Origin of the sequence: Actinoplanes auranticolor (assembly GCF_018332655.1) — a bacterium.
In the GTDB taxonomy this organism is placed as follows: domain Bacteria; phylum Actinomycetota; class Actinomycetes; order Mycobacteriales; family Micromonosporaceae; genus Actinoplanes; species Actinoplanes auranticolor.
The window spans coordinates 93,134-117,689 of record NZ_BOQL01000028.1 but is presented as its reverse complement, the minus strand read 5'-3'; the positions used below and the strand labels follow the sequence as shown (position 1 = coordinate 117,689).

General features: G+C 71.7%; 24 protein-coding genes. 9 read left to right on the top strand and 15 right to left on the bottom strand.

The window, feature by feature from the left end:
• Positions 1-123 precede the first annotated feature (123 nt).
• From Aau02nite_RS18825 to Aau02nite_RS18810, 4 genes are all read left to right on the top strand, one after another.
• Positions 124-1,209: a mechanosensitive ion channel family protein gene (locus tag Aau02nite_RS18825; RefSeq protein ID WP_212989794.1), complete on the top strand. Its 1,086-nt coding sequence runs from the start codon at positions 124-126 to the stop codon at positions 1,207-1,209.
• Positions 1,210-1,428: 219 nt separating this feature from the next.
• A complete protein-coding gene (locus Aau02nite_RS18820) occupies positions 1,429-2,778 on the top strand; it encodes an MFS transporter (RefSeq protein WP_212989793.1) in 1,350 nt (449 codons plus the stop codon).
• Positions 2,775-3,200 (top strand): globin, encoded by a 426-nt coding sequence (locus tag Aau02nite_RS18815; protein WP_212989792.1) that lies wholly within the window; start codon positions 2,775-2,777, stop codon positions 3,198-3,200. The genes Aau02nite_RS18820 and Aau02nite_RS18815 overlap by 4 nt, the downstream gene beginning before the upstream one ends.
• A 62-nt stretch (positions 3,201-3,262) precedes the next feature.
• Positions 3,263-4,522 carry a delta-60 repeat domain-containing protein gene (locus Aau02nite_RS18810; protein WP_212989791.1) on the top strand — a complete coding sequence of 420 codons (1,260 nt, stop codon included), beginning with the start codon at positions 3,263-3,265 and terminating at the stop codon, positions 4,520-4,522.
• A 52-nt stretch (positions 4,523-4,574) separates the two neighbouring features.
• Here Aau02nite_RS18810 and Aau02nite_RS18805 read toward each other — a convergent pair whose 3' ends face one another.
• The 5 genes from Aau02nite_RS18805 to Aau02nite_RS18785 form a co-directional block, all read right to left on the bottom strand.
• Positions 4,575-5,159, bottom strand: a complete 585-nt coding sequence (locus Aau02nite_RS18805) for a type III secretion system chaperone family protein (protein WP_212989790.1) — start codon at positions 5,157-5,159, stop codon at positions 4,575-4,577.
• 129 nt (positions 5,160-5,288) lie between these two features.
• A complete protein-coding gene (locus Aau02nite_RS18800) occupies positions 5,289-5,948 on the bottom strand; it encodes a DUF8185 domain-containing protein (protein WP_212989789.1) in 660 nt (219 codons plus the stop codon).
• 2 nt (positions 5,949-5,950) lie between these two features.
• A complete protein-coding gene (locus Aau02nite_RS18795) occupies positions 5,951-6,355 on the bottom strand; it encodes an acyl-CoA thioesterase (RefSeq protein ID WP_212989788.1) in 405 nt (134 codons plus the stop codon).
• A gap of 31 nt (positions 6,356-6,386) precedes the next feature.
• On the bottom strand, positions 6,387-8,063 hold the full coding sequence (ettA, locus tag Aau02nite_RS18790) for an energy-dependent translational throttle protein EttA (protein WP_212989787.1): 1,677 nt from the start codon (positions 8,061-8,063) through the stop codon (positions 6,387-6,389).
• Between the two features lie 118 nt (positions 8,064-8,181).
• On the bottom strand, positions 8,182-8,700 hold the full coding sequence (locus Aau02nite_RS18785) for a hypothetical protein (protein ID WP_212989786.1): 519 nt from the start codon (positions 8,698-8,700) through the stop codon (positions 8,182-8,184).
• 130 nt (positions 8,701-8,830) lie between these two features.
• Between Aau02nite_RS18785 and Aau02nite_RS18780 the strand changes: the two genes are divergently transcribed.
• On the top strand, positions 8,831-10,261 hold the full coding sequence (locus tag Aau02nite_RS18780) for an alpha,alpha-trehalose-phosphate synthase (UDP-forming) (RefSeq protein ID WP_212989785.1): 1,431 nt from the start codon (positions 8,831-8,833) through the stop codon (positions 10,259-10,261).
• Here the strand turns inward: Aau02nite_RS18780 and Aau02nite_RS18775 are convergent.
• Genes Aau02nite_RS18775 through cobC form a run of 4 tightly spaced genes read right to left on the bottom strand, consistent with a single transcriptional unit; the run spans position 10,250 to position 14,001 of the window.
• Positions 10,250-10,624, bottom strand: coding sequence for a VOC family protein (locus Aau02nite_RS18775; RefSeq protein ID WP_212989784.1), 375 nt, complete (start codon positions 10,622-10,624; stop codon positions 10,250-10,252). The two genes, Aau02nite_RS18780 and Aau02nite_RS18775, sit on opposite strands and share 12 nt — an antisense overlap.
• Positions 10,625-10,652: 28 nt before the next feature.
• Positions 10,653-11,837, bottom strand: coding sequence for a uroporphyrinogen-III C-methyltransferase (cobA, locus tag Aau02nite_RS18770; RefSeq protein ID WP_212989834.1), 1,185 nt, complete (start codon positions 11,835-11,837; stop codon positions 10,653-10,655).
• A gap of 11 nt (positions 11,838-11,848) precedes the next feature.
• The gene (gene cobT / locus Aau02nite_RS18765; protein WP_212989783.1) at positions 11,849-12,901 is read right to left on the bottom strand and encodes a nicotinate-nucleotide--dimethylbenzimidazole phosphoribosyltransferase; all 1,053 of its coding nucleotides are present in this window, start codon (positions 12,899-12,901) and stop codon (positions 11,849-11,851) included.
• Complete coding sequence (gene cobC, locus Aau02nite_RS18760; RefSeq protein ID WP_212989782.1) at positions 12,898-14,001, bottom strand: Rv2231c family histidinol phosphate aminotransferase CobC; 1,104 nt, start codon at positions 13,999-14,001, stop codon at positions 12,898-12,900. Before cobC ends, cobT begins: the two co-directional genes overlap by 4 nt.
• Positions 14,002-14,073: 72 nt before the next feature.
• Here cobC and Aau02nite_RS18755 point away from each other — a divergent pair, with 72 nt between their 5' ends.
• On the top strand, positions 14,074-16,260 hold the full coding sequence (locus tag Aau02nite_RS18755; RefSeq protein WP_212989781.1) for a transglycosylase domain-containing protein: 2,187 nt from the start codon (positions 14,074-14,076) through the stop codon (positions 16,258-16,260).
• Positions 16,261-16,273: 13 nt separating this feature from the next.
• On the opposite strand, the gene Aau02nite_RS18750 is transcribed toward Aau02nite_RS18755, so the two are convergent.
• The gene (locus Aau02nite_RS18750; RefSeq protein WP_212989780.1) at positions 16,274-16,873 is read right to left on the bottom strand and encodes a TIGR03086 family metal-binding protein; all 600 of its coding nucleotides are present in this window, start codon (positions 16,871-16,873) and stop codon (positions 16,274-16,276) included.
• Between the two features lie 96 nt (positions 16,874-16,969).
• Positions 16,970-18,433 (bottom strand): cobyrinic acid a,c-diamide synthase CobB, encoded by a 1,464-nt coding sequence (locus Aau02nite_RS18745; protein ID WP_212989779.1) that lies wholly within the window; start codon positions 18,431-18,433, stop codon positions 16,970-16,972.
• A 111-nt stretch (positions 18,434-18,544) separates the two neighbouring features.
• Here Aau02nite_RS18745 and Aau02nite_RS18740 point away from each other — a divergent pair, with 111 nt between their 5' ends.
• From Aau02nite_RS18740 to Aau02nite_RS18730, 3 genes are all read left to right on the top strand, one after another.
• Positions 18,545-19,363, top strand: a complete 819-nt coding sequence (locus Aau02nite_RS18740; protein ID WP_212989777.1) for an SURF1 family cytochrome oxidase biogenesis protein — start codon at positions 18,545-18,547, stop codon at positions 19,361-19,363.
• A gap of 10 nt (positions 19,364-19,373) precedes the next feature.
• Entirely contained in the window at positions 19,374-19,808 is a 435-nt protein-coding gene (locus tag Aau02nite_RS18735; protein WP_212989775.1) for a hypothetical protein, read from the top strand.
• A gap of 84 nt (positions 19,809-19,892) precedes the next feature.
• A complete protein-coding gene (locus tag Aau02nite_RS18730) occupies positions 19,893-20,096 on the top strand; it encodes a hypothetical protein (protein WP_212989773.1) in 204 nt (67 codons plus the stop codon).
• A gap of 15 nt (positions 20,097-20,111) precedes the next feature.
• Here the strand turns inward: Aau02nite_RS18730 and Aau02nite_RS18725 are convergent, their stop codons facing one another.
• The 4 genes from Aau02nite_RS18725 to Aau02nite_RS18710 all read right to left on the bottom strand — a co-directional run bounded on the left by Aau02nite_RS18725 (position 20,112) and on the right by Aau02nite_RS18710 (position 24,556).
• Positions 20,112-21,674 (bottom strand): ATP-dependent DNA ligase, encoded by a 1,563-nt coding sequence (locus Aau02nite_RS18725; RefSeq protein ID WP_246595265.1) that lies wholly within the window; start codon positions 21,672-21,674, stop codon positions 20,112-20,114.
• 307 nt (positions 21,675-21,981) lie between these two features.
• On the bottom strand, positions 21,982-22,203 hold the full coding sequence (locus Aau02nite_RS18720) for a hypothetical protein (protein WP_212989769.1): 222 nt from the start codon (positions 22,201-22,203) through the stop codon (positions 21,982-21,984).
• A gap of 98 nt (positions 22,204-22,301) precedes the next feature.
• On the bottom strand, positions 22,302-23,093 hold the full coding sequence (locus Aau02nite_RS18715) for an HAD-IIB family hydrolase (protein ID WP_212989767.1): 792 nt from the start codon (positions 23,091-23,093) through the stop codon (positions 22,302-22,304).
• Positions 23,090-24,556, bottom strand: a complete 1,467-nt coding sequence (locus Aau02nite_RS18710) for an FAD-dependent monooxygenase (protein ID WP_212989765.1) — start codon at positions 24,554-24,556, stop codon at positions 23,090-23,092. Before Aau02nite_RS18710 ends, Aau02nite_RS18715 begins: the two co-directional genes overlap by 4 nt.

Genomic DNA, 24,556 nt, shown 5'->3' with positions numbered 1-24,556 from the left:
AATAGTCCCTGATGAACGACGAATTGGCGAGCACAATCTGTGGCCTGACCGTAAACGTCTGAGGTCTCCGCGGAAGATGTCCGGTTCCACCGGCGGGCCCCCGGGCCGGTAGGTTAGGGCCCCGTGATTCCGCTGGCCCCTCCCCCCGCCCCCTCCGGCTCCGCCGAACCGATCTTCAACGGGACGCCGGACGTCTCGGAGAGCTGCAAGGCCGACGCGCTGTGTACCTGGGTGCTGGACAAGACCGACATCCAGTGGCTGGCCAACGGCAGCTACGTGTTCATCCTCAAGCCGCTGCGGATCATCGCGATCATCGTCATCGCGATGCTCATCCGGTGGCTGCTGCACCGCGGCATCCGGCGGCTGACCGCCACCACGTCGCGGGCGGCCATGCCCGCGCTGCTCAAGCCGCTGCGCGAGCGGGCCGACAAGCAGCAGGAGGCCGCCGAGAACACGTTCATCCCGGAACGCCGCCGGCAACGCGCCGAGGCGATCGGCTCGGTGCTGCGCAGCTTCGTGACCGCCGTGGTCTTCACCATGGCCGTGCTGCTGGTCATGGGCGAGCTCGGCTTCAACCTCGGTCCCCTGCTGGCCAGCGCCGGCATCGTCGGTGTGGCCCTGGGCTTCGGCGCCCAGAGCCTGGTCAAGGACCTGATCGCGGGCCTGTTCATGCTGCTGGAGGACCAGTACGGCGTGGGCGACTCGGTCGACCTGGGCGACGCGGTCGGGGTCGTGGAGACCGTCGGGCTGCGGGTCACCACCGTGCGGGACATGCGCGGCGTGCTCTGGTACATCCGCAACGGCGAGATCATCCGGGTCGGCAACAAGAGCCAGGGCTGGGCGATGGTGGTCATCGACATCCCGATCGGCTTCGTCAACTCCGAGGAGGCCACGGCGGTGCTGCGCCGGGCCGCGCTGGCGCTGGCCGAGGAGCCCGAGCACGCGACCGAGTTCCTCGAGCCGCCGGACGTGATCGGGGTCGAGCAGCTGACCGTCGACGGCGCGGTGATCCGCACGATCGCCAAGACCACGGCGGACGGTCAGCCGATCGTGCAGCGCGAGTTGCGGCGCCGGCTCACCGAGGCGCTGGAGACCTCCGGCATCTCCGAACGGATCGCCGTGTCGCGGATGTTGCCTCGTTCGGCGGTTCCGCCGACGTTTTCCAGCGGCACCGGTGACTCTTCCGGTACACCGGGTGGTGCGACCTGACCTGGGCATACGGCATGATGGGGAGATCCGGCCTCGACCGAACGGCCGACGTTTGCCCCGTACGCCCTAGCCAGGGCTCGGACGATCGGGCAGAATCGTGCAAAGAGCATCTGCACATGCAGCGGCACGTTCGCGAGGGATCTGACCAACCCGATTTCCCCCCGGACGTGTCCGACCGCCGGTGATCCCGCCGGTCGCCGCGATCGATGGAGGGGTTCAGTGTCGGACGACCGACGCGCTCCGCAGCCGGCCGGCCGGGCCGGGGACGCTCCGGAGCCGGACGGTCCCGTCACCTTCCGCGATCTCTTCGCCGTCCGCGAATACCGCGCGGTGTACTTCTCGCTGGTCGTCAACTGGCTGGGTGACTACCTGGCCCGGGCCGCCATCACCGTGCTGGTCTACCAGCAGTCCGACTCGGTGCTGCTGTCCGCGGCGTCGTTCGCGATCAGTTACCTGCCGTGGATCGTGGGCGGCCCGGTGCTGGCGGCGCTCGCGGAGCGCTATCCGTACCGCCGGGTCATGATCGTCGCCGACCTGGCCCGGGCCGTGCCGATCGCGCTGATCGCCCTGCCCGGCATGCCGGTCTACGCGATCCTCCTCCTGCTCTTCGTGGCCATGCTGGGCGCGCCGCCCACCCAGGCGGCCCGCTCGGCCCTGATGCCGGTGATCCTGGACCGCCGCCGGCTCGTCAGCGGGCTCGCGGTCAACGCCACCACCTCGCAGGCAGCCCAGGTCTTCGGCTACCTGGTCGGCGCCTTCATCGCGACCAGCGTCAACGCCCGGCTCGGCATCGCCCTGGACGCGGTGTCCTTCATCATCTCGGCCGCGATCATCGCGCTGTGGGTGCATCCACGCCCGGCCGCCGCCGGCCCGGACCACCGCCGGCACCTGCTGCGGGAGACCGGCGAGGGCTTCCGGCTGGTCTTCGGTACGCCGCTGCTGCGCTCGATCGCGCTCATGGTGTTCGGCCTGACCACCCTGACGATCCTGCCCGAGGGTCTGGCCGCCGGCTGGGCCGCGGTGTTCGACGAGGATCCGGCGGACCGGGGCTTCGACCAGGGCCTGATCATGGCGGCCGGCCCGGTCGGTTTCGTGATCGGCGGCCTGGTGGTCGGCCGGCTGGTCAGCCAGCCCGACCGGCTGCGCCTGGTGAAACCGCTCGCCGTGCTGACCCCGCTGGCCCTGGCGCTGACCGCGTTCGCGCCCAACGCCGTGACCGTGGCCGTGCTCGCGGCGGTCTCCGGCCTCGCCCAGGGCGGCCTGATGCCTACCCTGAACGGCGAGTTCGTGCTCGCCCTCCCGCACGGCTACCGCGCCCGGGCGTACGCGGTCATGCAGGGCGGTGTGCAGTTCACCCAGTTCTTCGCGGTGGTGGTGACCGGCGCGCTGGCCCAGTTCTCCTCGATCCCGCTGGTCGTCGGTCTGTGGAGCCTGGGCGGGCTGGTGCTGATGGTGGTGCTCGTGGCCCGGCGGCCGTCCGACGTTCCGGCCACGACCGGACCGGCCGACGCAACGCGCGTCACACCGGCCCCGGTCCGGCCCGGTGCTGCTGGCAAACTGGATCGGTGAGCGCATCCAGCCAGGAACCGGAAGTCAGCTTCTTCGAGGCCGTCGGTGGCGAGCCGACCTTCCGCCGGCTCGTCGACGCCTTCTACGAGGGGGTCGCCCAGGACCCCGTGCTGCGCCCGATGTATCCCGAGGAGGATCTGGGCCCGGCGGCGGAACGGCTGACGCTGTTCCTCATGCAGTACTGGGGCGGCCCCAACACGTACTCGGCCCAGCGCGGGCACCCGCGGCTGCGGATGCGGCACGCGCCGTTCACGGTCGGTCCGGCCGAGCGGGACGCCTGGCTGCTGCACATGCGCAACGCGGTCGACTCGCTGGGACTGCCGGAGCCGCACCACACCGCCCTCTGGGAGTATCTCGAGCGCGCCGCGTACTTCATGGTCAACAAGATGGACGCGCATCCCGGAGGTCAACCCGCTCGTTGATCGGGTGAACGACGCGATCGTCACTGCACCGACGTCGCGGTCCCGATCCCTGGAGCTGACCGATGCGCCGCCGTTTGTTCGCCGCCACCGCGCTGACCTGCGCCGCACTGCTGGGCGCGACGCCCGCTGCGGCTGACATGGCCCAACCGGCGGTGGTCTCGGCCAATCCGGTCGACTTCACGCCGCACGTCCTGGACGGGACGGTCTGGGCGCTGGCGGTGGTCGGTGACACGGTCGTCGTCGGGGGCAGCTTCACCAAGGTCCAGGACAGCGCGCGCAAGACCACGTTCGCCCGCAAGAACATCTTCGCGTACGGGCTGAGGGACGGTGCGGTGCGCTCGTTCGCCCCCGCTGTCGACGCCGCGGTCTACTCCCTGGCACCGGGCGCTAGCAACACCGTGTACCTGGGCGGCGGCTTCAAGACGGTGAACGGCGCGGCCCAGCGGGGTGTCGCCCGGGTCGCGCTCAGCAACGGCGCCCGGATCACCGGCTTCGGCGCGAGGATCAACTGGGGTGACGTCCGGTCCCTGGCCACCCGGGGCAGCAAGCTCTACGCCGGGGGCACCTTCTCGGCCATCAACGGCGTCACCCGCGTCGGACTGGCCCGGATGGACGCGGGCACCGGCGCGGTCGACCCCGGCTTCGACGCCAAGCTGTCGGCCCCCGGCCTGAGCCGGACCCGGGTCGAGCACTTCGACATCTCCCCCGACGGCAGCCGGCTGATCGCGGTCGGCGCGCTGCTCAAGGTCGGCGCGGCCGCCCGCAACCAGATCGCCATGTTCGACGTCACCGGCGCCGCGGCCCTCCTGACCAGCTGGTACACCGACGCGTACGCGCCGCCGTGCCTGCAGGGCTTCGACACGTACCTGCGGCAGGTGAAGTTCTCCCCCGACGGCAAGTACTTCGTGGTCGCCGCGACGGGCCGGGCCTCCTCGCCGACGAAGCTCTGCGACTCGGCGGCGCGCTTCGAGACCGCCGGCGGCGGCAAGCACAACCCGACCTGGGTGCAGCGCACCGGCGGGGACTCGCTCTACGCGGTCGCGGTGACCGGCAGCGCCGTGTACGTCGGCGGCCACCAGCGCTACCTGGACAATCCGTACGGCAGCGACGCGAAGGGCCCCGGCCCGGGTGCCGTTCCGCGGGTGGGCATCGGCGCGCTCAACCCGTCGACCGGTAAGGCGCTGGGCTGGGACCCGAGCCGGGACCGCGGGGTCGGGGTGCGGGCGTTCCAGGCCGTGCGGGAGGGCCTGATCGTCGGCTCGGACACCGACAAGCTGGGCCGCGAGTACCACGGCCGGATCGGCATGTTCCCGCCCGGCTGAGCTCCGGCGGACACGGAAAAGGGCCCCTCGCGGGGCCCTTTTTCTTCCTCCGTCAGAGCAGTGCGCCCTCGTCGTGCAGCCAGTCGACGAACGAGGTGGCGACGGCCGCACCGCAGTCGAGCATCTCCACCAGCAGCGCGTCGTGGGCACCCGAGGCGAGCGGCACCTGCAGCTCGGCGTAGATGGGCAGCTGTCCGCGCTCGGTGGGATCGCCGACGTAGGCCTTGCAGAAGCGGCGGGTGTGATTCCACTCGTTGACCACGCGGTACGCGCGGTCGGCCCAGTCCGGCGGGACGGTCGCGTGCGGACGGGCCCGCATGACCAGGATCTCGTCGTCGGGGCCTTCGAGGGTGAACAGCACCGCGTGCCGTTCCCACATGGCCAGCAGGCTGCCCCCGCCGTCGGCCAGGAACCGGATATCAAGCAGATCGAGGGCCTTGCCGATCCGGGCCAGATCGACCGGACCGACCTGGTCCGGCTCGTCGATCGAGGAAAGATCAGCGGAGGACATCGAAGAGTGTCCCGGCTCACGCTGCGTCGGTACTCCGACGCGGACGCTGCTCTGCAACGCCACCTCGCCGCCGGTCTCGGGCTCATCGCCTCCGGCCGACCCGGGACGCCATGACCACCACGGCATCGTTGTGCACCTCACTCCCCAGCAGGCCCGCCGCCGGACGTAGCGGTGGACCTCGGGGCGACGGTACCCGTACAGGTCGCGGAGGTCATCCCCTCAAAGGGAGGGCGCGACCGGACGACCGATGCAGCATCACCCTTTCGGGTGACCCCCTATAGGCATGACGGTCAATACTTGGACCGGCTGTAGCCACGCGACTCCATATGGTGCAGAAAGTCCCACCCAGCGTCCTGCCACGCACACTCGGGCCGGCGGACCCGGCCGACCGGCCGGACCGAGAAAGCCCATCCGGGACACCGCCTGGACGAGTCGCTGGGAGACCTCCACCGGCTCCCCCTCGTCCCGCGTGACGACGAGCGCGACGTGATCCAGCAAGGCGTCCCGCACGGCGCGCTGCCCGACCGCGCGACCGGCCAGGCCGCCCGCGGTCACCTCGCGCAACGTGCCGGCAGCCGCCTCGGCCAGCCGGTTCAGCTCGGCCGCGGCCACCGCTTCGACCGCTGTCGATCGCTCCGGCGGCAACGGCCAGCGCCAGTCGGCGTCCCGCCGCGCCGGCAGCTCCGGGCTCTGCGTGGCCAGCGCGGCGAGCAGGTCGGCCGCGCGCACGGTCGCGTCGCCGGGACCGGACCCGGCCACGGAGCGGGTGACCAGCACGCCCCAGGGCAGGACCGCCCACAGTGCGGTGTGCTCGCCGGCCGAGCGCAGCCGGACCGGCACGTTGCGGTCCAGCCGGGTCAGCCGGGCCAGGAAGGCGCCCGCGTCCGCGACGCCGGCGATGCCGTGCGCGGACATCCTCAGCCCTCCAGGTACGGCTTGAGGAAATCCCTCTCCGCGTCGGTCAGCCGGCGCGGGAACTGCTCGGCCAGATTGAACGGCACGCACACCGACTTGGCCCGGCTGGCCAGCACGTCCTCGTCGAACAACTCGTAGCTGACGGTGAAGCTGGCGGCCCGCAGCTCGGAGATCCACAACTCGATCCGGACCGCCTCGCCGTAGTCCACCGGCCGCAGATAGTCGACCTCGTGCCGGGAGATGACGATCCCGGCCTCGAACGAGGTCAGACCCTGGGCCCGGGCGCCGGTGAAGAACATGGCAACGCGCGCCTCCTCGTAGAGAGTGAGGAAGCGCGCGTTGTTGACGTGGCCGTACGCGTCCAGGTCGGACCAGCGCACGGCCGCGTCGTAGGAAAACCTAGTCATGGTTTGACCTGGGTTTCCGCCGCGGGACAGCTCAGTCACGCGTCAGCTTGCGGTAGGTCACCCGGTGCGGGCGGGCGGCGTCGGGGCCGAGACGGTCGATCTTGTTCTTCTCGTACGCGTCGTAGTTGCCCTCGAACCAGAACCACTTGTCGGGGTCCTCATCGGTCCCCTCCCACGCCAGCATGTGGGTGGTGATCCGGTCCAGGAACATCCGGTCGTGGGAGATGACCACGGCGCAGCCCGGGAACTCCAGCAGCGCGTTCTCCAGGCTGGACAGCGTCTCCACGTCCAGGTCGTTGGTCGGCTCGTCGAGCAGCAGCACGTTGCCGCCGATCTTCAGGGTCATCGCCAGGTTGAGCCGGTTGCGCTCACCACCGGACAGGACCTTGACCGGCTTCTGCTGGTCCGGGCCCTTGAAACCGAACGCGGCGACGTAGGCCCGGGACGGCATCTCGACCTTGCCGACCATCATGTGGTCCAGCCCGTCGGACACGACCTCCCACACCGTCTTGGACCCGTCGAGGCCGGAACGGCTCTGGTCCACGTACGACAGCTTGACGGTCTCGCCCACCCGGACCTGGCCCTCGTCCGGCTGCTCGAGCCCGACGATGGTCTTGAACAGCGTGGTCTTGCCGACGCCGTTCGGGCCGATGATGCCGACGATGCCGTTGCGCGGCAGCGAGAACGACAGGTGGTCGATGAGCACCCGGTCGTCGAAGCCCTTGACCAGGTCCTTGGTCTCGATCACCGTGTTGCCCAGGCGCGGGCCCGGCGGGATCTGGATCTCCTCGAAGTCGAGCTTGCGGGTCTTCTCCGCCTCGGTGGCCATCTCCTCGTAGCGGTCGAGGCGGGCCTTCGACTTGGTCTGGCGGGCCTTGGCGTTGGAGCGCACCCACTCGAGCTCGTTCTCGAGGCGCTTCTGCAGCTTCTGGTCCTTGCGACCCTGCAGCTTCAGGCGGGCGGCCTTCTTGTCGAGGTACGTCGAGTAGTTGCCCTCGTACGGGAACGCGCGGCCGCGGTCCAGCTCGAGGATCCAGGTAGCCACGTTGTCCAGGAAGTACCGGTCGTGCGTGATGGCGATGACGGTGCCGGCGTACTTGGCCAGGTGCTGCTCCAGCCACTGCACGCTCTCGGCGTCCAGGTGGTTGGTGGGCTCGTCGAGCAGCAGCAGATCGGGCGCCTCGAGCAGCAGCTTGCACAGCGCGACGCGGCGCCGCTCACCACCGGAGAGCTGGGTGACGTCGGCGTCCGGCGGCGGGCAGCGCAGCGCGTCCATGGCCAGCTCGAGCTGGGAGTCGACGTCCCAGGCGTTGGAGTGGTCGAGCTCCTCCTGGAGCTTGCCCATCTCCTCCATCAGCTCGTCGGTGTAGTCGGTGGCCATCTGCTCGGCGATCTTGTTGAACCGCTCGAGCTTGGCCTTGGTCTCCGCGACCGCTTCCTCGATGTTGCCGAGGACGGTCTTGGCGTCGTTGAGCGGGGGTTCCTGGGCGAGCATGCCGACGGAGTAGCCCGGCATGAGCCGCGCCTCGCCGTTGCTGACGGTGTCGACGCCGGCCATGATCTTCAGCAGGCTGGACTTACCGGCGCCGTTGGGGCCGACCACACCGATCTTGACGCCGGGCAGGAAGTTGAGCGTCACATTGTCGAGCACGACCTTGTCGCCGTGCGCCTTGCGCGCCTTTTCCAGGACGTAGATGAACTGGGCCACGGTGCGGCCTACCTCCGAGATCGTGATTTCCGGTTACCGGAACGAGAGGACAATCTTTCCAGGTCCCCGCCGGCCACTTACAGCAACCCCGGCCGGGCCGCCGGGATTCCCCGTCATCTCACTCGGGCACGGCGTCGTAGGGCTGCTTCTTGCCCTTCTTGACGACCTCCAGCCGGTATTCGGTGACGAAGAACGTGTTCCCGTCGTGGGCCTTGGCGAAGTAGCCGCCGTCGCGCTCGACCACATTCTCCAGGAACAGCGCGGTCTCACCCTCGATCCACTTTTCCGTCTCGCCGCCCGCGTTGGCCTGGTAGTACAGGCTGCCCGCCGCGTCGGCGCAGATCCACACCGTCATGCCGGTCTCCGGAACCTTCACCCGGAGCAGCTGACGGAGCTCGACGGAGCGCTGGAGGACCTGGAGGGCGGTGTCGTGCATCTCCCGGGGACAACGGACAGGTGAGACCGTGGGCTCGGTGGGTACGTATCCCGTCTGGTCCACCGTCTGCTGCAGCGGCTGGTGGCGGGATCCGAGAACCAGGCCCGCCGACATCCCGATGATGCTCAGCAGCACGGTGGCAATGACCACAGGAAAGAACAGCGGCCGGCGCGGCGGGGGAAGATCAACGGACTGGCTCACCGGCTCAGAATGGCACCTTCCCGCCAGAGGCGGTGCCGCGCGGCCGGACCATAGCGGGGCCAGCCCCGAGTGGCTACGCACAGTAGGCTCAGGGGCTGGGAACCCAGCACGACCCGGAGGTGCACTCAGCGTGGCCGAACGAAGTTCCTTTGTCGTCGTCGCCAACCGCCTGCCCGTCGACGAAGTCATGGTCGACGGCGAGCGGCAATGGCGCCCGAGCCCCGGCGGACTCGTCACCGCCCTGCATCCGGTGCTCACCCAGCAACAGGGCACCTGGATCGGATGGGCGGGCGGGGACGGCGAGGCGCCCGAACCGTTCGAGCTCGAAGGCATCAAGATCCACCCGGTGCCGTTGAGCGCCGAGGAGCTCGAGCGCTACTACGAGGGCCAGTCCAACGCGACGATCTGGCCGCTCTACCACGACGCTGTCGAGACGCCGGTCTACAAACGGCGCTGGCGCGAGGCGTACCGGCTGGTCAACCAGCGGTTCGCCCAGGCCGCGGCGGACGTGGCCGAGCAGGGCGCGACCGTCTGGGTGCAGGACTACCAGCTGCAGCTGGTGCCCGCGATGCTCCGCGAGATGCGTCCCGACCTGCGGATCGGCTTCTTCCTGCACATCCCGTTCCCGCCCATCGAGCTGTTCATGCAGATGCCGTTCCGGGCCGAGATCCTGCGCGGGCTGCTCGGCGCCGACCTGGTCGGCTTCCAGCAGCGGCTCGCGGCGCAGAACTTCGTCCGGCTCGCCCGCCACCTGCTCGGCCTGCGCTACGAGGGCCAGTCGATCCAGGTCGACGGCCGCAAGGTCAAGGCCGGGGCGTTCCCGATCAGCATCGACACCGCGGACATGGAACGGATGGCGGCGGACCCGGCCGTGCAGGCCCGGGCCAAGCAGATCCGCGCCGAGCTCGGCGACCCCGAGACGGTGATCCTCGGCGTCGACCGGCTCGACTACACCAAGGGCATCGAGCTGCGGCTCAAGGCGTTCCGCGAGCTGCTGGCCGACGGCAAGCTCAAGGTGCCGGAGGCGGTGATGGTGCAGGTCGCGACGCCGAGCCGGGAACGCGTCGAGCACTACCAGACGCTGCGGGTCAAGGTGGAGCGCGAGGTCGGCCGGATCAACGGCGAGTTCGGCCGGGTCGGCATGCCGGCGGTGCACTACCTGCACCAGTCGTACAGCAAGCAGGAGCTCGCGGCGATGTACGTCGCGGCCGACGTCATGATGGTGACGCCGCTGCGCGACGGCATGAACCTGGTCGCCAAGGAGTACGTCGCCTGCCGGGCCAACGGCGGCGGCGCCCTGGTGCTCAGCGAATTCGCGGGCGCGGCGACCGAGCTGCGCCAGGCGTTCCTGTGCAATCCGCACGACCCCGACGGGGTCAAGGACGCCCTGCTGCGCGCGGTCGGCGCGGAGCCGGCCGAGCTCAAGCGCCGGATGCGGGTCATGCAGCGGCACCTGCGGACCCACGACGTCGCGGAGTGGGCCCGCACGTTCCTCAACGAGCTCGGCGTGCCGGAGACCGACGCCGAGCCGGCCGCCGAGCCGGACCAGCTAAAGGAATAGGCAGAAGGGATGGCCGTCCGGGTCGAGGTAGACCCGGACGTCGTCCTGCGGTTGGAAGTCCGCCCTGGTCGCCCCGGCCTTCTCGGCGTGGGCGCAGGCGGCTTCCAGATTCTCCACCTCGATGTCGAGGTGGACGCTCATCTGCTGATCGTCCGGACCGGCCGGCCAGACCGGGCGCACGTACGCCCGCTCGGTCTGGAAGGACAGTCCCGGCCCGCCGTTGGGCGCGCCCAGTCTGACCCAGCCGGGCTCGTCCTGGATGACGCTCCAGCCGAGCAGCCGCTGATAGAACGCGGCGAGTTCCTGTGCGTCCGGGGCATCGAGCACGATCCCGGACAATGTCATGTGCGGTCGCTCACTCATGTCTGACCGTTACCCATCGCTCACGCGGCTATCCCCGTTCCAGGACCGCGACCACGTCGCCGACCACCACGACGGCGGGCGGCCTGATCCCCGCGCCGGCGGCGGCCGCGGCCACCTCGCCGAGCGTGCTGCGCAGCACCCGCTGAGCGTCCGTCGAGCCCTCCTGCACGACCGCGGCCGGCGTCTGCGGGGACCGGCCCTCGGCGACGAGCCGGGCGGCGATCTTCGGCAGGTTCTTCAGGCCCATCAGCACCACCAGCGTGCCGCGCAGCTGGGCCAGCGCGGCCCAGTCCACCAGCGACTCGGGGCTGTCCGGCGGCACGTGCCCGGAGACCACCGTGAACTCGTGGGCCACGCCGCGGTGGGTGACCGGGATGCCGGCCAGCGCCGGAGCGGCGATCGAGCTGGTCACCCCGGGGACGACCAGCACGGGTACGCCCGCCTCGGCGCACGCCACGACCTCCTCACCGCCACGGCCGAAGACGAACGGGTCACCGCCCTTGAGCCGCACCACGAAGGCCCCGGCCTTCGCCCGCTCGACGATGACCCGGTTGATCTCCTCCTGCGCCACCGACGCCCCGTACGGGATCTTGGCCGCGTCGACCAGCTCCACGTCGGGCCGCAGCTCGTCCAGGAGCATGCCGGGCACCAGCCGGTCGGCCACCACCACGTCGGCGCGGGCCAGCAGGCGGCGTCCCTTGACGGTGATCAGCTCCGGGTCGCCGGGACCGCTGCCGACCAGCGCGACCTGGCCCCGCAAGGGTTCGTGCCGGCGCTGCGGCGTCTCCTCGAGGGCGGCGGCGATCAGATCGCGGACGGCCCGGGCCCGCTTGCGGTCGCCGCTGTCGGTGACCGCCACCGTGACCTCGTCGTGCCGGGTCACCGCCGGGGTCCACGCGGTAGCGGCGTCGCGGTCGTCCGCGCGTACGCAGAACACGCCCCGCTCCTCGGCGGCCACGCTGACCTCGGCGGCGGCGGCCGGGTCGTCGATGGCCACCTGCACCAGCCAGGCGCCGTCCACGTCCGAGGCGACGAACCGCCGTTCCTGCCAGGTCAGCCGCCCGGCCGCCACGTACGCGTGCAGCGCCGGGGTCAGCTCGGGTGACACCAGGTCGACCCGGGCGCCGGCGGCGAGCAGAGCCGGCATCCGCCGGGTTGCCACCGCGCCGCCCCCGACGACCAGTACGCGCCGGCCATCGAGCTTGAGCGCCATGGGATAGAGGTTCACTTCTCCGACACTCCCGCCGAGTCGAAGGTGGCCACGTCGTGCAGGACCCGGACCGCGCCGGTGACGATCGGCAGCGCCAGCGCGGCGCCGGTGCCCTCACCCAGCCGCATACCCAGATCGAGCAGCGGGGTCAGGCCCAGGTGGGCGAGCGCGACGGCGGCGCCGGGCTCGGCCGAACGGTGTCCGGCCACCATCGCGGCGACCGCGTCGGGCGCGAACGCGGCGGCGACCACGGCGGCCGAGCAGGCGATCACCCCGTCGATGATCACCGGCACCCGGCGCTCGGCCGCGCCGAGGATGAAGCCGGCCAGCGCGGCGTGCTCCAGACCGCCCAGCGCGGCCAGCGTGGCCAGCGGCTGCTTCGGGTCGGGGGCGTGGGTGGCCAGCGCACCGGCGATCACGGCGGTCTTGTGGGCGTGGGTCTCGTCGTCGATGCCCGTGCCGCGGCCGGTCACCGCGACCGGCTCGGCACCGGTGAAGGCGGCCACCAGGGCCGCCGCCGGGGTCGTATTGGCGATGCCCATGTCCCCGGTGAGCAGGCACTTCGCGCCGCCGTCGACCAGCGCGCGGGCGACCGAGATGCCCACCTCCAGCGCTGCGCGGGCCTCGTCGACGGTCATCGCCGGCTCGACGGTGAAGTCGCGGGTGCCCCGGCGGATGTTCGCGTCGAGCAGGGTGTCCCCGCCGTGCAGCGGGATCTTCACGCCGACGTCCACGACCATCAGCGAGGCGCCCACCTGGCGGGCGAACGCGTTGATCACCGCGCCACCGGCCACGAAGTTGGCCACCATCTGGGCGGTGACCTCCTGCGGCCACGGTGAGACGCCCTGCGCGTGCACGCCGTGGTCCCCGGCGAAGACGGCGATCGAGGCGGGCTCGGGCAGCGGTGGCGGGCAGGTGCCGGCCAGGCCGGCCAGGCGGACGGACAACTCCTCGAGGGCGCCCAGCGAGCCGGCCGGCTTGGTCAGCCGGGCCTGCAGGTCGCGGGCGGCGGCCATGGCCGGCTCATCGGCGGGGCCGATCGCGGCGAGGGTCGTCTCCAGGGTCACTGTCGCTCCTTCAACACATCCGTCAGGGTCGCAACAAACGCGTCCGTGGTGGCAGTGTCGCGCACCGCGATCCGGAGCCAATCGGCACCCAGCCCCGGGAAAGTGTCGCCGCGGCGCACCGCGTACCCCCGTTTGCGCAGCTCGAGACGCACCTGGTCGGCGCCGGCGAGGCGGACCGCGACGAAGGCGCTGGCCGGTCGGCCGGCCACAGTGACGTCCGGCACGCCGCTCAGGCGTTCCACCAGGTGGTCACGTTCGGCGGCCAGCTCGGCGGCGATCCGCCGTTCCGCGGCCACCGCGACCGGGCTCGCGCAGGCGGTGGCCGCGGCCAGCGCCGGGGTGGCGACCGCCCAGAGCGGCTGCGCGGTGGCCAGCCGGGCCAGCAGCTCGGCGGGACCGAGCGCGTAGCCGATGCGCAGGCCGGCCAGCCCCCAGGTCTTGGTCAGGCTGCGCAGGACGAGCAGCCCCGGCAGGTCGCGGCGGGCGGCCAGCGACTCGGGCTCGCCGCTCACCCCGGCCCGGTACGTGGTGTCGGCGAACGCCTCGTCCACCACCAGCACCCGTCCCGGACGGGCCAGCGCGGCCACGTCGGCGGCCGGGTGCAGCACGGACGTCGGGTTGGTGGGGTTGCCCACGAAGACCAGGTCCGCGTCGGCGGGCACCAGCTCCGGGTCGAGCCGGAAGCCGTCCGCCTCGCGCAGCAGCACCCGCTCGACCCGGTGCCCGGCATTGCGCAGCGCCGCCTCGGGCTCGGTGAACTGCGGATGCACCACGACCGGCCGGCGCGCGTCGCGCAGCGTCTGGGCGATCAGCACGAAGGCCTGCGCGGCGCCGGCGGTGAGCAGCACCTCGGCCGGGTCGCGGCCGTGCCGGGCGGCGACGGCGGCGGTCGCGGCGGTGTCGCTGGGGTACGCCGCCAGCTCGGTCAGCGTGGCCTGGATCGGTCCGGCCAGCCACTGCGGCATCGGCTGGCGCCGCACGTTGACCGCCAGGTCCACCAGGCCGGGAGCCACCTCGGCGTCACCATGGTGATGCAGATCCGCCGCTCCGGCACCGGCATCCGGAGGAAGGTCCACGGAAAAGGTCACACGCCCCAGCATGCCGGATGTGATCCGGCCGATTACTTCAGCCGTTCCGTGAGGACATGAGCGGTTTTGTCATACCTTCGAAGGGTGACGAAGACCGGACTCGCCAAAGCTGGACGGATCGCGCCGCTCATCCGCGCGGGACTCATCGCCGGGATCGTGGTCGCGGGTCTGATCTTCCCGCTGGTGGCGCTGGCCGGGGTCGGCGCCAAGAACGGTGCCGACGCGCTGGCGAGCATGCCGGAAGGGCTCACCGAGGTGCCCTCGGCGCAGACCACCTACGTGTACGCCAACGACGGCAAGACGCTGCTCACCACGTTCTACGAGGAGCACCGCAAGCCGACGAAGATCGCGGACATGTCGCCGTTCATCATCCAGGCGATCGTGGCGTCCGAGGACACCCGGTTCTACGAGCACAACGGGGTCGACGCCAAAGGCGTGGCCCGGGCCTTCGTGGCGAACCAGCAGGCCGGAACCGTCTCCCAGGGCGCTTCCACGCTGACCATGCAGTACGTGCGGATGGCGCTGCGCGACGGCGCGAAGACCCCCAAGCAGGCGCTCGAGGCGACCGAGCAGACCACCGCCCGCAAGCTGCGCGAGATGCGGCTGGCCATCGAGCTGGAGAAGCGCCTGTCGAAGCAGGACATCCTCGAGCGGTACCTGAACTCGGCGTACTTCGGGCACCGGGCGTACGGGATCTTCGCGGCTGCCGAGGTCTTCTTCTCCAAGAAGCCGGCGGACCTGTCGCTGACTGAGGCGGCGCTGCTGGCCGGGCTGGTCAAGGCGCCCTCGGCGTACGACCCGGCGACCAACGACCGGACCGCGGCCACCAACCGGCGTAACTACGTGATCGAGCAGATGCACAAGATGAACGCGATCACCGGGGCCGAGGCGGCCGCGGCGAAGAGGTCGAAGATCAAGCTGAAGCTGACCGCCCCGCCGAACGACTGCGTCTCCGTGCCGAAGAAGCACAACGACTGGGGTTTCTTCTGCGACTACCTGCGCAACTGGTGGATCGAGCAGCCCGCCTTCGGCAAGACGTCGCAGGAACGCATGGCCAACCTGCGTCGCGGTGGCTACAAGGTGGTCACCACCCTCGACCCGAAGATCCAGAAGTCGGCGCTCAAGCACGTCCTGGACAAGGAGAAGAGAAAGAGCGTCTACGCCCACGGCGAGGTCGTCGTCGAGCCCGGCACCGGCCGGATCAAGGCGATGGCGGTGAACCGCAAGTACTCGCTCGACCAGGAGAACAACGGCGAGCACAGCGACCGGCGCAAGCGCGACGACTTCAAGGGCAACTACCCGAACACGGTGAACCCGCTGCTCGGCGGCGGCGACATGGCGGGCTACCAGGCCGGCTCGACCTTCAAGATCTTCACGATGCTGGCCGCCCTGGACGAGGGCATGCCGCTGAGCACGGCCTTCAACTCCCCGCAGCGGTACGTGTCGAAGTACATCACCGCCCCCGGACCGGCGACCTGCGGTGTGCACTGGTGCCCGAAGAACTCCAGCGCCTCGATGACCGGCCGGCAGACCATGTGGAGCGGGTTCGGCAAGTCGGTGAACACGTACTTCGTGCAGCTGGAGCAGAAGGTCGGCGCGGAGAAGGCGGTCCGGATGGCCGAGCGGCTGGGCCTGAAGTGGCGCACCGAGGTCGACCGCACGCTGGCCGGGCCGGACCACGCCGACGGGTGGGGAGCGTTCACGCTGGGCGTCAGCGACGCGACGCCGATCGAGATGGCGAACGTCTTCGCCACGCTGGGCGCCGAGGGCAAGTACTGCGAGCCGATCCCGGTCCGCATGATCAACACCCGGGACGGGGCGTCGTTGACGTACCAGGGCAAGAAGGTCGCCGGGCCCCGCTGCCGTCAGGCGCTGCGACCGGCGGTCGCGCGGGCGGCGACCGACGCGGCCCGCTGCGTCACCGGCTACGGCGCGGCGAAGGGCAGCTGCGGCGGCTGGGAGACCTCACCCATGGTGCACGCGACCATGAAGCGGCCGGTGGCCGGCAAGAGCGGCACGACGGACAGCAACCGGAGCGCGTGGTTCTGCGGCTTCACGCCCCAGCTGGCCGCGGCGGCCTTCGTGGCCGACCCGGACAACCCCAAGAACACGGTGGGCACGAGCCGGGGCACGATCTCGAAGTTCACCGTGGCGCAGACGCTGAAGGATGCGCTCAAGGGCCAGCCCAAGGCGAAGTTCACCCCGCCGCCGGACGAGCTGATCCACGGCTCGTGGAACCGTTCCGGCTCCTCGAACCGTTCCGGTTGGTGACGGGCCCGCGCCCTCAGCGCGCGGACGACACCGGGCGCCAGCGGGGATTGCGGCCGGCCAGGGCGACGGCCTGATCGAGCAGCTCGGCTTCACCGTCGACCGGCACGACCGGGCCGAACAGCCCCGGGGTGCCCTCCGGCGGGCCCTGGGAGAGGAACTCGATCAGCGGCTCGAGCAGCCGCGGATCGGCGGCATACTCCTGACCGGTCGCGCGGGCGAGATCCCAGCCGTGCATGGTCAGCTCGTTGACCGCGACCAGGCCCATCTCGGCGGCGGGCATGGTGACGCCGCCCGCTCGCGCCGTGCCCTCCCAGGCCGAGGGCGAGCGCCAGGCGATGGCCAGATCCTCCAGGACGACCGGCAAGCGGCTGCGCCACTGGGGTGACAGGAGTGCGGCGGAGGGCGGAGGCGGCGGGCCGCCGGGCGCGTCGGACTTCTTCTGGGCGGCCTGGGTGAACGCCCGGGACAGGCCGGCCAGGTGATCCAGCAGGTCGCCGACCGTCCAGTCGGGGCAGGGCGTCGGGGCACCCAGGTGGTCGTCGGTGATCCCCAGCAGCAGGGACCGCACCTGGCGGACCGGTGGGGCGAAATCCAGCGGGACACGGTCGGCCACGGCGGTGCTCCCTTCTCGTCGAACCCCTTCACCGTAAGGCCGGGGTGCGACATCGACCGACCCCACTTCCGGCCGGGTTGAGCGGGGAGGCGGCGATCAGGCCGGGGGCGGGGTCAGCCCGGACAGCGAGAGGGTCTGCTCACCCGGGTCCTCGTCGGGCTGCGGCGGCACGACCGGGGCCGGCTGCGCCGGGGTCAGCATCGCCGCGACCAGGCGGCGGGCGATCTCCGGCGCGCCGGCCCAGTGCAGGCCGAGCTGGGACGCGTGCACCTGGCGCCGGATGAAACCCTCCGGGTTGCCGCCCGCCCAGGTCCAGGCCGGCACCTGGCCGGCCCGCGGCGTGACGATCGCCCGGTGCTGCTTGTAGCCGGTGATCCGGGCACCGGCCGGGGCCAGCGGGGAGGTCACCGGGGCGGTCGCCTCGCGGTAGCCCGCGATCGTCTGGCCGGCGGTCAGCGCCGACGCGTCCAGCACCCCGCACATCGGGCGGCCGTCGAAGTCACGGGTCAGCCAGGGCAGGCCGACCCCCTCGGCGATGATCGGCCGGTTGTCGTGGGCCAGCTGGGCCACGGCCGCGCACAGGCGACGGTTCGCGGACAGCTCTTCCGCGTACCCCTCCGGCAGCGCCGCCCCGATCATGAGCCCGCGGGTGCCCGCCGGGAGGGTCTCGTCGCGCAGCGGGTCGACGATCGCGACCTCGGCGCCGGCCGCCGTGAGCAGTTCCACGGTCTCGACGTACGTGTACGGAGCGCCCGGACCGCCGGCCAGCGCGATCACCGGCCGGTTCTCCGGCGGCACCGGCGGCTCGCCGGTCGCCTCGGCCAGCGCGTCCACCGGCGACCAGGCCGGCTCGGGCAGCGGCGGCGCCGCATCGGCCAGCGCAATCACCCGATCGAGGTCGATCGCGCCGGCGACGGCCTCCCCGAGCCGGCGCACGGCCCGGACCGCCTCGACCGTGCGGTGCGCCACCGGCACCGGGCCCTGCGCGCGGGCCGGCAGCACGGCCGGCAGATCCCCGCGGCGCAGCGCGCCCAGCACGGGCATGCCGATGTCGTCCAGCGCGGTGCGCAGCATCTCCTCGTGGCGGGGCGAGGCCACCCGGTTCAGGATGACGCCGCCGAGGTGCACCATCTCGTCGAACATCCGGAACCCGTGGACCAGCGCGGCCAGCGAGTGGCCCATCGCGGCCACGTCGACCACGAGCACCACCGGCGCGCGCAGCGCGGCGGCGACTGCGGCCGTACCGTCGATCTCGGGTTGTCCGGTCAGGCTGTCGAACAGGCCCATCGCGCCCTCGATGACGGCGATCTGCGAGCCGGCCGCGCCGTGCGCGAACAGCGGCGCGATGCGCTGCGCGCCGACCAGGCGCGGGTCGAGGTTGCGGCCGGGACGCCCCGCGGCCAGGCCGAGATAGGCGGCGTCGGTGTGGTCGGGGCCGACCTTGAAGCCGGTGGCCGGCACGCCGCGCGCGGTGCAGGCGGCGAGCAACCCGACCGCGATCGCGGTCTTCCCGTGCCCGGACGAGGGTGCGCTCACCACCAGGCGCGAGTGGGCGGACATCATGGCTCCCTCGGGGATATGGAGAACGGCGGCGACATGATATTGACCGCCGGACATCGCACCCTACCTGCCAGCGGAAAGCGGCCGTCGCGAGCCGGGTAGCCTCAGAACGTGTACCGGTTCCTGCTGACGCCCCGCTGGCTGGCCGCCGCGGCGCTCACCGTGGCCGCCTCGGTGATCATGGTGTTCCTGGGCAACTGGCAGCTGCACCGCTACCAGGAACGCAGCGCGATCAACGCGCGGATCGACGCCGCCGACTCCACCCCCGCGGTGCCGCTGAGCTCGGTGCTGGCCCGGCCTGAAGCGCCGGGCAGGCCGGGCGCGTCCCCCGGCGAGGACGCGGCGTGGACGAAGGTCACGGTCACCGGACGGTACGACCCGGCGCACGAGATCCAGGCGCGCGGACGCACGGTCGACGGGCTGGTGGGCTTCGAGATCGTCACCCCGCTGCTGCTGGCCGACGGCACCGCGGTGCTGATCGACCGCGGCTGGGTCCCGTCGAAGGACGGCGACGCGATCTCGGCCCCGGTGGCTCCCCCGGCGCCGGCGGGCCAGGTCACGGTGGTGGGCCAGGTGCACCTGTCGGAGAGCCGGCCGGCCCCGCTGGCGCGGCGCGACGGCCGGATCGACACCCGGCGGATCGCGGTGCCCAAACTGGCGGCCGAGCTGCCGTTCCCCGTGTACGGGGCGTACGTGCTGGTCAGCGAGCCGGAGCCGGGCTTCACACGGGTCTCGATCGACCACGAGGACGCCTGGCAGAACGGCGGCTACGCGGTCCAGTGGTGGCTGTTCGCGGTGATGGCGCTGCTCGCGTACGGGTGGCAGGCGCGCAAGGAAGCCAACGGCGACGCACCGAAGAAGCGGGTGGACCGGGTGGCGGCGGCGGACCAGCGCATGGCGGCCGTTCCCAGCGCGCGGCAGCCCGACTAACCTCGGCGGAGTGACCTTTCCGGACTCCACGCCGAGTGACCCCTGGAGCGTGCCCGCCCCCGCCCAGCCGGTCCCGCCCGACCCGCTCGCACCGGGCCCGGTGATCGCCCAGATCGGCGACATGGCTGTCACGTCGACGGTGGTCCACACGCCGGCCGGGGACATCCCGCTGGCCGGCTCGACGTGGACGGTGAACGACTACTGGCACAACGAGCAGAAGATCCCGCCGTGGGCCATCGCCGCGGCGATCGTGGGCTTCTGCGTGCTGACGGTGTTCAGCCTGCTGTTCCTGCTGGTGAAGGTGACGGTCCCACGCGGGACGGTGCAGGTGACGGTGACCAACGCGACGCGGCAGTACGTCGCGCGGATCCCGGTGACCGATCAGTCGCAGGTCACCTACGTCCATCAGCAGGTCAATTACGTCCGGTCGCTCGCGGCGCTCTGAGCCCGTGCCGCTGCGGCGCTCCGGGTTCTTGCCGCTGCGACGCCCCGGGTTCTTGCCGCTGCGGAGCTATGGAAGGAGGCCGGCGTGGCTGACGACCCGGTAGGGCGGGCGGTCGAGCTTGACGACCTGGACCAGCTCCGCCGTCTCGCCGCCAGTGGCAGCGCCGACGCGGTGGAGGCCCTGGTGGAGATCGCCGGCGAGCGCGCCGATGTGGCTGAGCTGCGAAGGCTGGCCGAGGCCGGCAGCCGGCACGCAGCCGAGGTCCTGGCCGACCTGACCGACGACTGATGGTGTTGCCCCAGGTCAGGCTTCCGGTGTGGCGGGAAAGCCCAGGGCCTTGACCATGTCGATGGTGTCGGCCTCCTCGGCGCGCTTGTCGTCGCGGTAGCGCAGGACGCGGGCGAACCGCAGCGCCACCCCGCCCGGATAGCGCGGCGAGGTCTGCACGCCGTCGAACGCGATCTCCACGACCTGCTCGGGCCGGACGGTGACCACCCAGCCGGAGTCGTCGACGGCCAGCTCCTTGAACCGCTCGGTCTGCCAGCGCAGCAGCTCATCGGTGAGGCCCTTGAACGTCTTGCCCAGCATGACGAACCCGCCGGTCCGCGGATCCCGGGCGCCCAGGTGCAGATTGGACAGCCATCCCTGACGCCGCCCGTGCCCCCACTCCACCGCGAGAACAACCAGGTCGAGCGTGTGCCGGGGCTTGACCTTGACCCAGGCGGCCCCCCGGCGGCCCACGTCGTACGGCGCCTCCAGGGCCTTGACCACAACGCCTTCCTGCCCGGCGGCGAGCGCGGCGGCGAAAGCCTCGGCGGCCTGCTCCTCGGTCTCAACGGTCCGCCGGCCGACGATCAGCTCGGCGGGCAGCGCATCGGCCAGCGCGGCCCAGCGCACCCGCCCCGGCTCGTCCAGCAGATCCGTGCCGTCGAGATGCAGAAGATCGAAGAAGTACGGAACCAGCCCGGGCCCGTCCACCGGCCCCTCCTTCCCACCACGCCGGGCACCCCGGGTGGCGGCACGGCTCGACGTCTCCTGAAACGGTCGCGGCCGCCCCTGCGCGTCGAGCGCCATGGCCTCTCCGTCGAGCACGAACTCCCGCGCCGCAACGCCCCGCGCGGCGGCGACCACCTCGGGCAACCGGGACGTGATGTCGTCCAGGCTGCGGGTGAACACCGCCACCTCGTCCCCGGAGCGGTGCACCTGGATCCGGATGCCGTCGAGCTTCACATCCACGGCGGCCGGCGACCCGGTCGCCTCCAGCGCGGCAGCAACATCCGGGGCACTGCTGGCCAGCATCGGAGTCAGCGGCGTGCCGACCCGCAGACTGATCTCGCTGAGAGCGGGCGCCCCACCGGTGAGCGCGGCCACGGCCACCTGCTTGAGGTCACCGGCGAGCAGAAGCGCCCGCCGAACGACCGTGACAGGCACCTCGGCGGCACGGGCGATGGCATCGGCGAGCAGCCCGGCCTGAGCGCCCTGGCGCAGCTCACCGCTGAACAGTCCGACGAGCAGCCGCTGCTCGTCAGCGGTGGCCCGCCCGAAGAGCCCGGCCAGCAACTCACGCCGCCGCGCCTGGGAACCGGCACCGGAAACGACGGAGATGGCGGCGATCCGCTCGTCGACCTCGGCCACGGTCAGAGCGGACTCGGCGGCGGGGGCGGGAAGGTCGCGCAAGCCGGCATAACCGACACCGGTCTGGCGTTGCCGCAGCTCACCGGCCAGGTAGGCGGAGCCGGCGGCCAGCTCGCCCGGATCAAGACGCCGGAGGGCAGCGGCGAGCAGGTCGATCTTGGCCTTGCGGCCGGAGGTGGCGGAAACGGCTGCCGACGTGGCTGCCAGGTCGAGGAACTGCACGAACCCCATCCTGGCAGCCACGTACGACATTCGCGGGCCGGTCGCGATCCGCTCCCCCGTGAAGCGTTCGCAACCGGCCCGCGTGCCGGGACCGGCCCGAGCGATCCGGGCCGGCCGTGGCGATCCGGATCGGCCAGGGCGACCCGAACCAGCCGTGTCGATCCGGCCAGGTAGTCGAGCGAACCGGGCGCGGCCGGGGAGGACCGAGCAGCACCACCGAGCCGAGAAGGGCTCGGCGGTGGGAGGGGCCTGCCGCCCGGCGCACCGCGTGGCGACGGGGCGCGCCGGGCGACGGGCCCGGGGACAGAGAACAAAGTCAGGCGGCGACCGGCTCGGGGATGACCGGCTCGGCGATGCGGTAGCCGCGGGCGCGGATGGCCTCGGCGACGCGGCTGAGCTGCGCGTCGAGCTGGCACAGGGCGTCGGACAGCTCAGCGAGCTGAGCGGTGAGGGCGGTGTCGTCCCACCCGGAGACGTCGACGTCCCCCAGAGCACTGCCGGCGGCGCGGAGCGCCACGATAGCCTCGTTCGAACTCATGTTCGAATCCTAACAGGAATGATCTCGCCCGCGCAGCCGACTCACCCGATCAAGCGAAGGGGATTCCCGCACGGATGAACCCGCCGGAAACAGCCCCTTCAGATGAGGCCGAGGCGGGTCAGGGCACGCGAGAAACCGTCTTCTTCGACCGTCTCTGTCACCATCGTCGCCGCGTCCAGCACTTCCCTCGGAGAGTCCGCCATCGCCACCGACCGGCCGACCGCGGTGAACATCGGGATGTCGATCGGCATGTCACCGAAGGCCACCGCCCGCTCCGCCGACACGCCCACTTCGCGCAGGGCTCGTACCACTCCGCTGGCCTTGCTGATGCCGGCCGGCGCGATCTCGACCAGCTCGGGACCCGCGAAGCTCAGGCTCAGAGCGATGCCTCGCCGGGTCAGCAGGGTGATCAGCTCGGCTGGGCTCAGCACCGGATGGCACAGCGTCATCGCGCAGGCCGCCACCCCGGCGAAGGCGTCGACGGGCACCACAGCCGCAGGGCCGTTGTGCCGGGAGGTACGGATGGCGACGTAGGCCTCGGTCATGCGCCACGATTCGCCGTCGTAGATCGCGACTCCCGCCTCCGGCAGCTCGGCGCGTATCAGCGACAGCAGTGCCTGTACGGCGTCCGACTGCAGCGTGTCGCGCCACAGGACTGTGGCGGGGTCGGGGGCGTACCCCAGCGAGCCGCCGCAGCAGACTGCCAGCGTGAGGTGCGGGGTCAGCTCCGTGAGGGCGCGGACTCCGGCCGGCGAGCGGGCCGTCGCGGCGATCACCGGGATGCCCTGTCGCCGAAGTGCGTGGCAGGCCGAGACGGTCGCCTCGCTGATCGTTCCGTCGGCGCGGACGATCGTGCCGTCCAGGTCGGTGACGACTGCCGCCTCGGTCACTGCGGCATGGCCTGCCTGAACACGGCAGCGGCCTCCGACGGTGTCGCCGCCGCGGCCACGAAGCCGTCCGGCCGTACGAGATAAAGCCGCCCCGGAAGCAGCGGCGTCTCCGGCGCCGCGTCGAACAGGTGCACCGGCAGCCCCAGGTCCGGCACCTCGGACTTCTCGATGCCGCCGTACCCGTGGATCTGCCACTGCAGTGACCGCAGCACCTCGTAGTTGCTGCCGGCCCACGCCAGCCGCCGGCTGACCACCGGGTCGCGCCGCGCGTCCGGCGTCATGCGGTAGCGGATCCGGACCTGCGCGACGTACCCGAAAAGCCGGGAGCCACCGCTCGCTCGGGGCAGCAGCCGGACGGCGACGGGTGCCAGCAGGGGCACGATCAGCCGGCGCAGCGCCTTGAGCTGGACCCGCTGCGAGGTGATGAAGCCGAACATCCGGTCGGTCGTCGCCACCAGCATCCGGGCGACCGGGCGCCGCTCGGCCTCGTAGCGGTCCAGCCACGCGTCGCCGGCGCGGCCGTGCACCACGTCCGCCAGCTTGAAGGCCAGGTTGTGCGCGTCCTGCAGGCCGGTGTTCATTCCCTGGCCGCCGACCGGGGAGTGCACGTGCGCGGCGTCGCCGGCCAGGAAGAACGGGCCGTCGCGGAACGTCGCCGCCACCCGGTGGTGCACCCGGTACGTCGCGAACCAGCGGGCCTGCGCGTAGGTCACCGCGAACGAGCGGCGGATCCGGGCCTGCGCGTCCTGCTCGGTGATCTCGCCGTCGCCGTCGTCGTCGCGGGCCAGGCCGATCAGCCGCCAGTTGCCCCGGCCGCGCATCGGGAAGCCGAGCAGGAACTCGTCACCGGCGGGCCGCACGTTGATCGCGCCGGCCACCAGCCCGCCGACCGCGGTCGCGTCGATGACGTAGAACAGGTGCGGATTGGTCACCCCGTCGAACGCGATGCCCCGCGATCTGCGGACCACCGAATTCGCGCCGTCGGCGCCGACGCAGAACCGGGCCGTGATCGTCTCGTCACCGACCACGGCCTCGACCTGCTCCGGGGTGGCGGTCAGCGAGGTGACCTGCCGGCCCCAGCGGACATCACCGCCGAGAGCCTGCAGGTTCTCATACAGGATCTCCTCGTTGCGGCTCTGCTCCAGGACCTCGATCCACGGGTACGGCGTCACACCCGACCCCAGCGCCCCGATCGGAATCCGGCCGAAGACGCGGCTGCCGAAGCCCGGAGCCAACGCGACCGCCCGGTGTGCCGCCGCGAGCACCTTGTCCGCGATGCCGAGCTGGTCGTACACCTCGATGCTGCGGGCCTGCACCACCAGCGCGCGCGACTCCCGCGTCGGGCCGTCCTTGCCGTCGACCACGATGACCCGGACGCCGAGCTTCACCAGCCAGTTCGCCAGCATCAGCCCGGTGGGGCCGGCGCCGACGACCAGCACGTCGCAGCTCAGCTCGGCGGCCAT

What these genes read in the sequence shown, in the direction of transcription:
- cobC (WP_212989782.1), bottom strand. Translation starts at nt 14,001, where the DNA reads ATGCTGGGGCGTGTGACCTTTTCCGTGGACCTTCCTCCGGATGCCGGT.
- Aau02nite_RS18775 (WP_212989784.1), bottom strand. Translation starts at nt 10,624, where the DNA reads ATGAGTGAGCGACCGCACATGACATTGTCCGGGATCGTGCTCGATGCC.
- Aau02nite_RS18720 (WP_212989769.1), bottom strand. Translation starts at nt 22,203, where the DNA reads ATGAGTTCGAACGAGGCTATCGTGGCGCTCCGCGCCGCCGGCAGTGCT.
- Aau02nite_RS18725 (WP_246595265.1), bottom strand. Translation starts at nt 21,674, where the DNA reads ATGGGGTTCGTGCAGTTCCTCGACCTGGCAGCCACGTCGGCAGCCGTT.
- Aau02nite_RS18800 (WP_212989789.1), bottom strand. Translation starts at nt 5,948, where the DNA reads ATGTCCGCGCACGGCATCGCCGGCGTCGCGGACGCGGGCGCCTTCCTG.
- Aau02nite_RS18745 (WP_212989779.1), bottom strand. Translation starts at nt 18,433, where the DNA reads ATGTCCGCCCACTCGCGCCTGGTGGTGAGCGCACCCTCGTCCGGGCAC.
- Aau02nite_RS18795 (WP_212989788.1), bottom strand. Translation starts at nt 6,355, where the DNA reads ATGACTAGGTTTTCCTACGACGCGGCCGTGCGCTGGTCCGACCTGGAC.
- cobA (WP_212989834.1), bottom strand. Translation starts at nt 11,837, where the DNA reads ATGGCGCTCAAGCTCGATGGCCGGCGCGTACTGGTCGTCGGGGGCGGC.
- Aau02nite_RS18810 (WP_212989791.1), top strand. Translation starts at nt 3,263, where the DNA reads ATGCGCCGCCGTTTGTTCGCCGCCACCGCGCTGACCTGCGCCGCACTG.
- Aau02nite_RS18710 (WP_212989765.1), bottom strand. Translation starts at nt 24,556, where the DNA reads ATGGCCGCCGAGCTGAGCTGCGACGTGCTGGTCGTCGGCGCCGGCCCC.
- Aau02nite_RS18805 (WP_212989790.1), bottom strand. Translation starts at nt 5,159, where the DNA reads ATGCCGTGGTGGTCATGGCGTCCCGGGTCGGCCGGAGGCGATGAGCCC.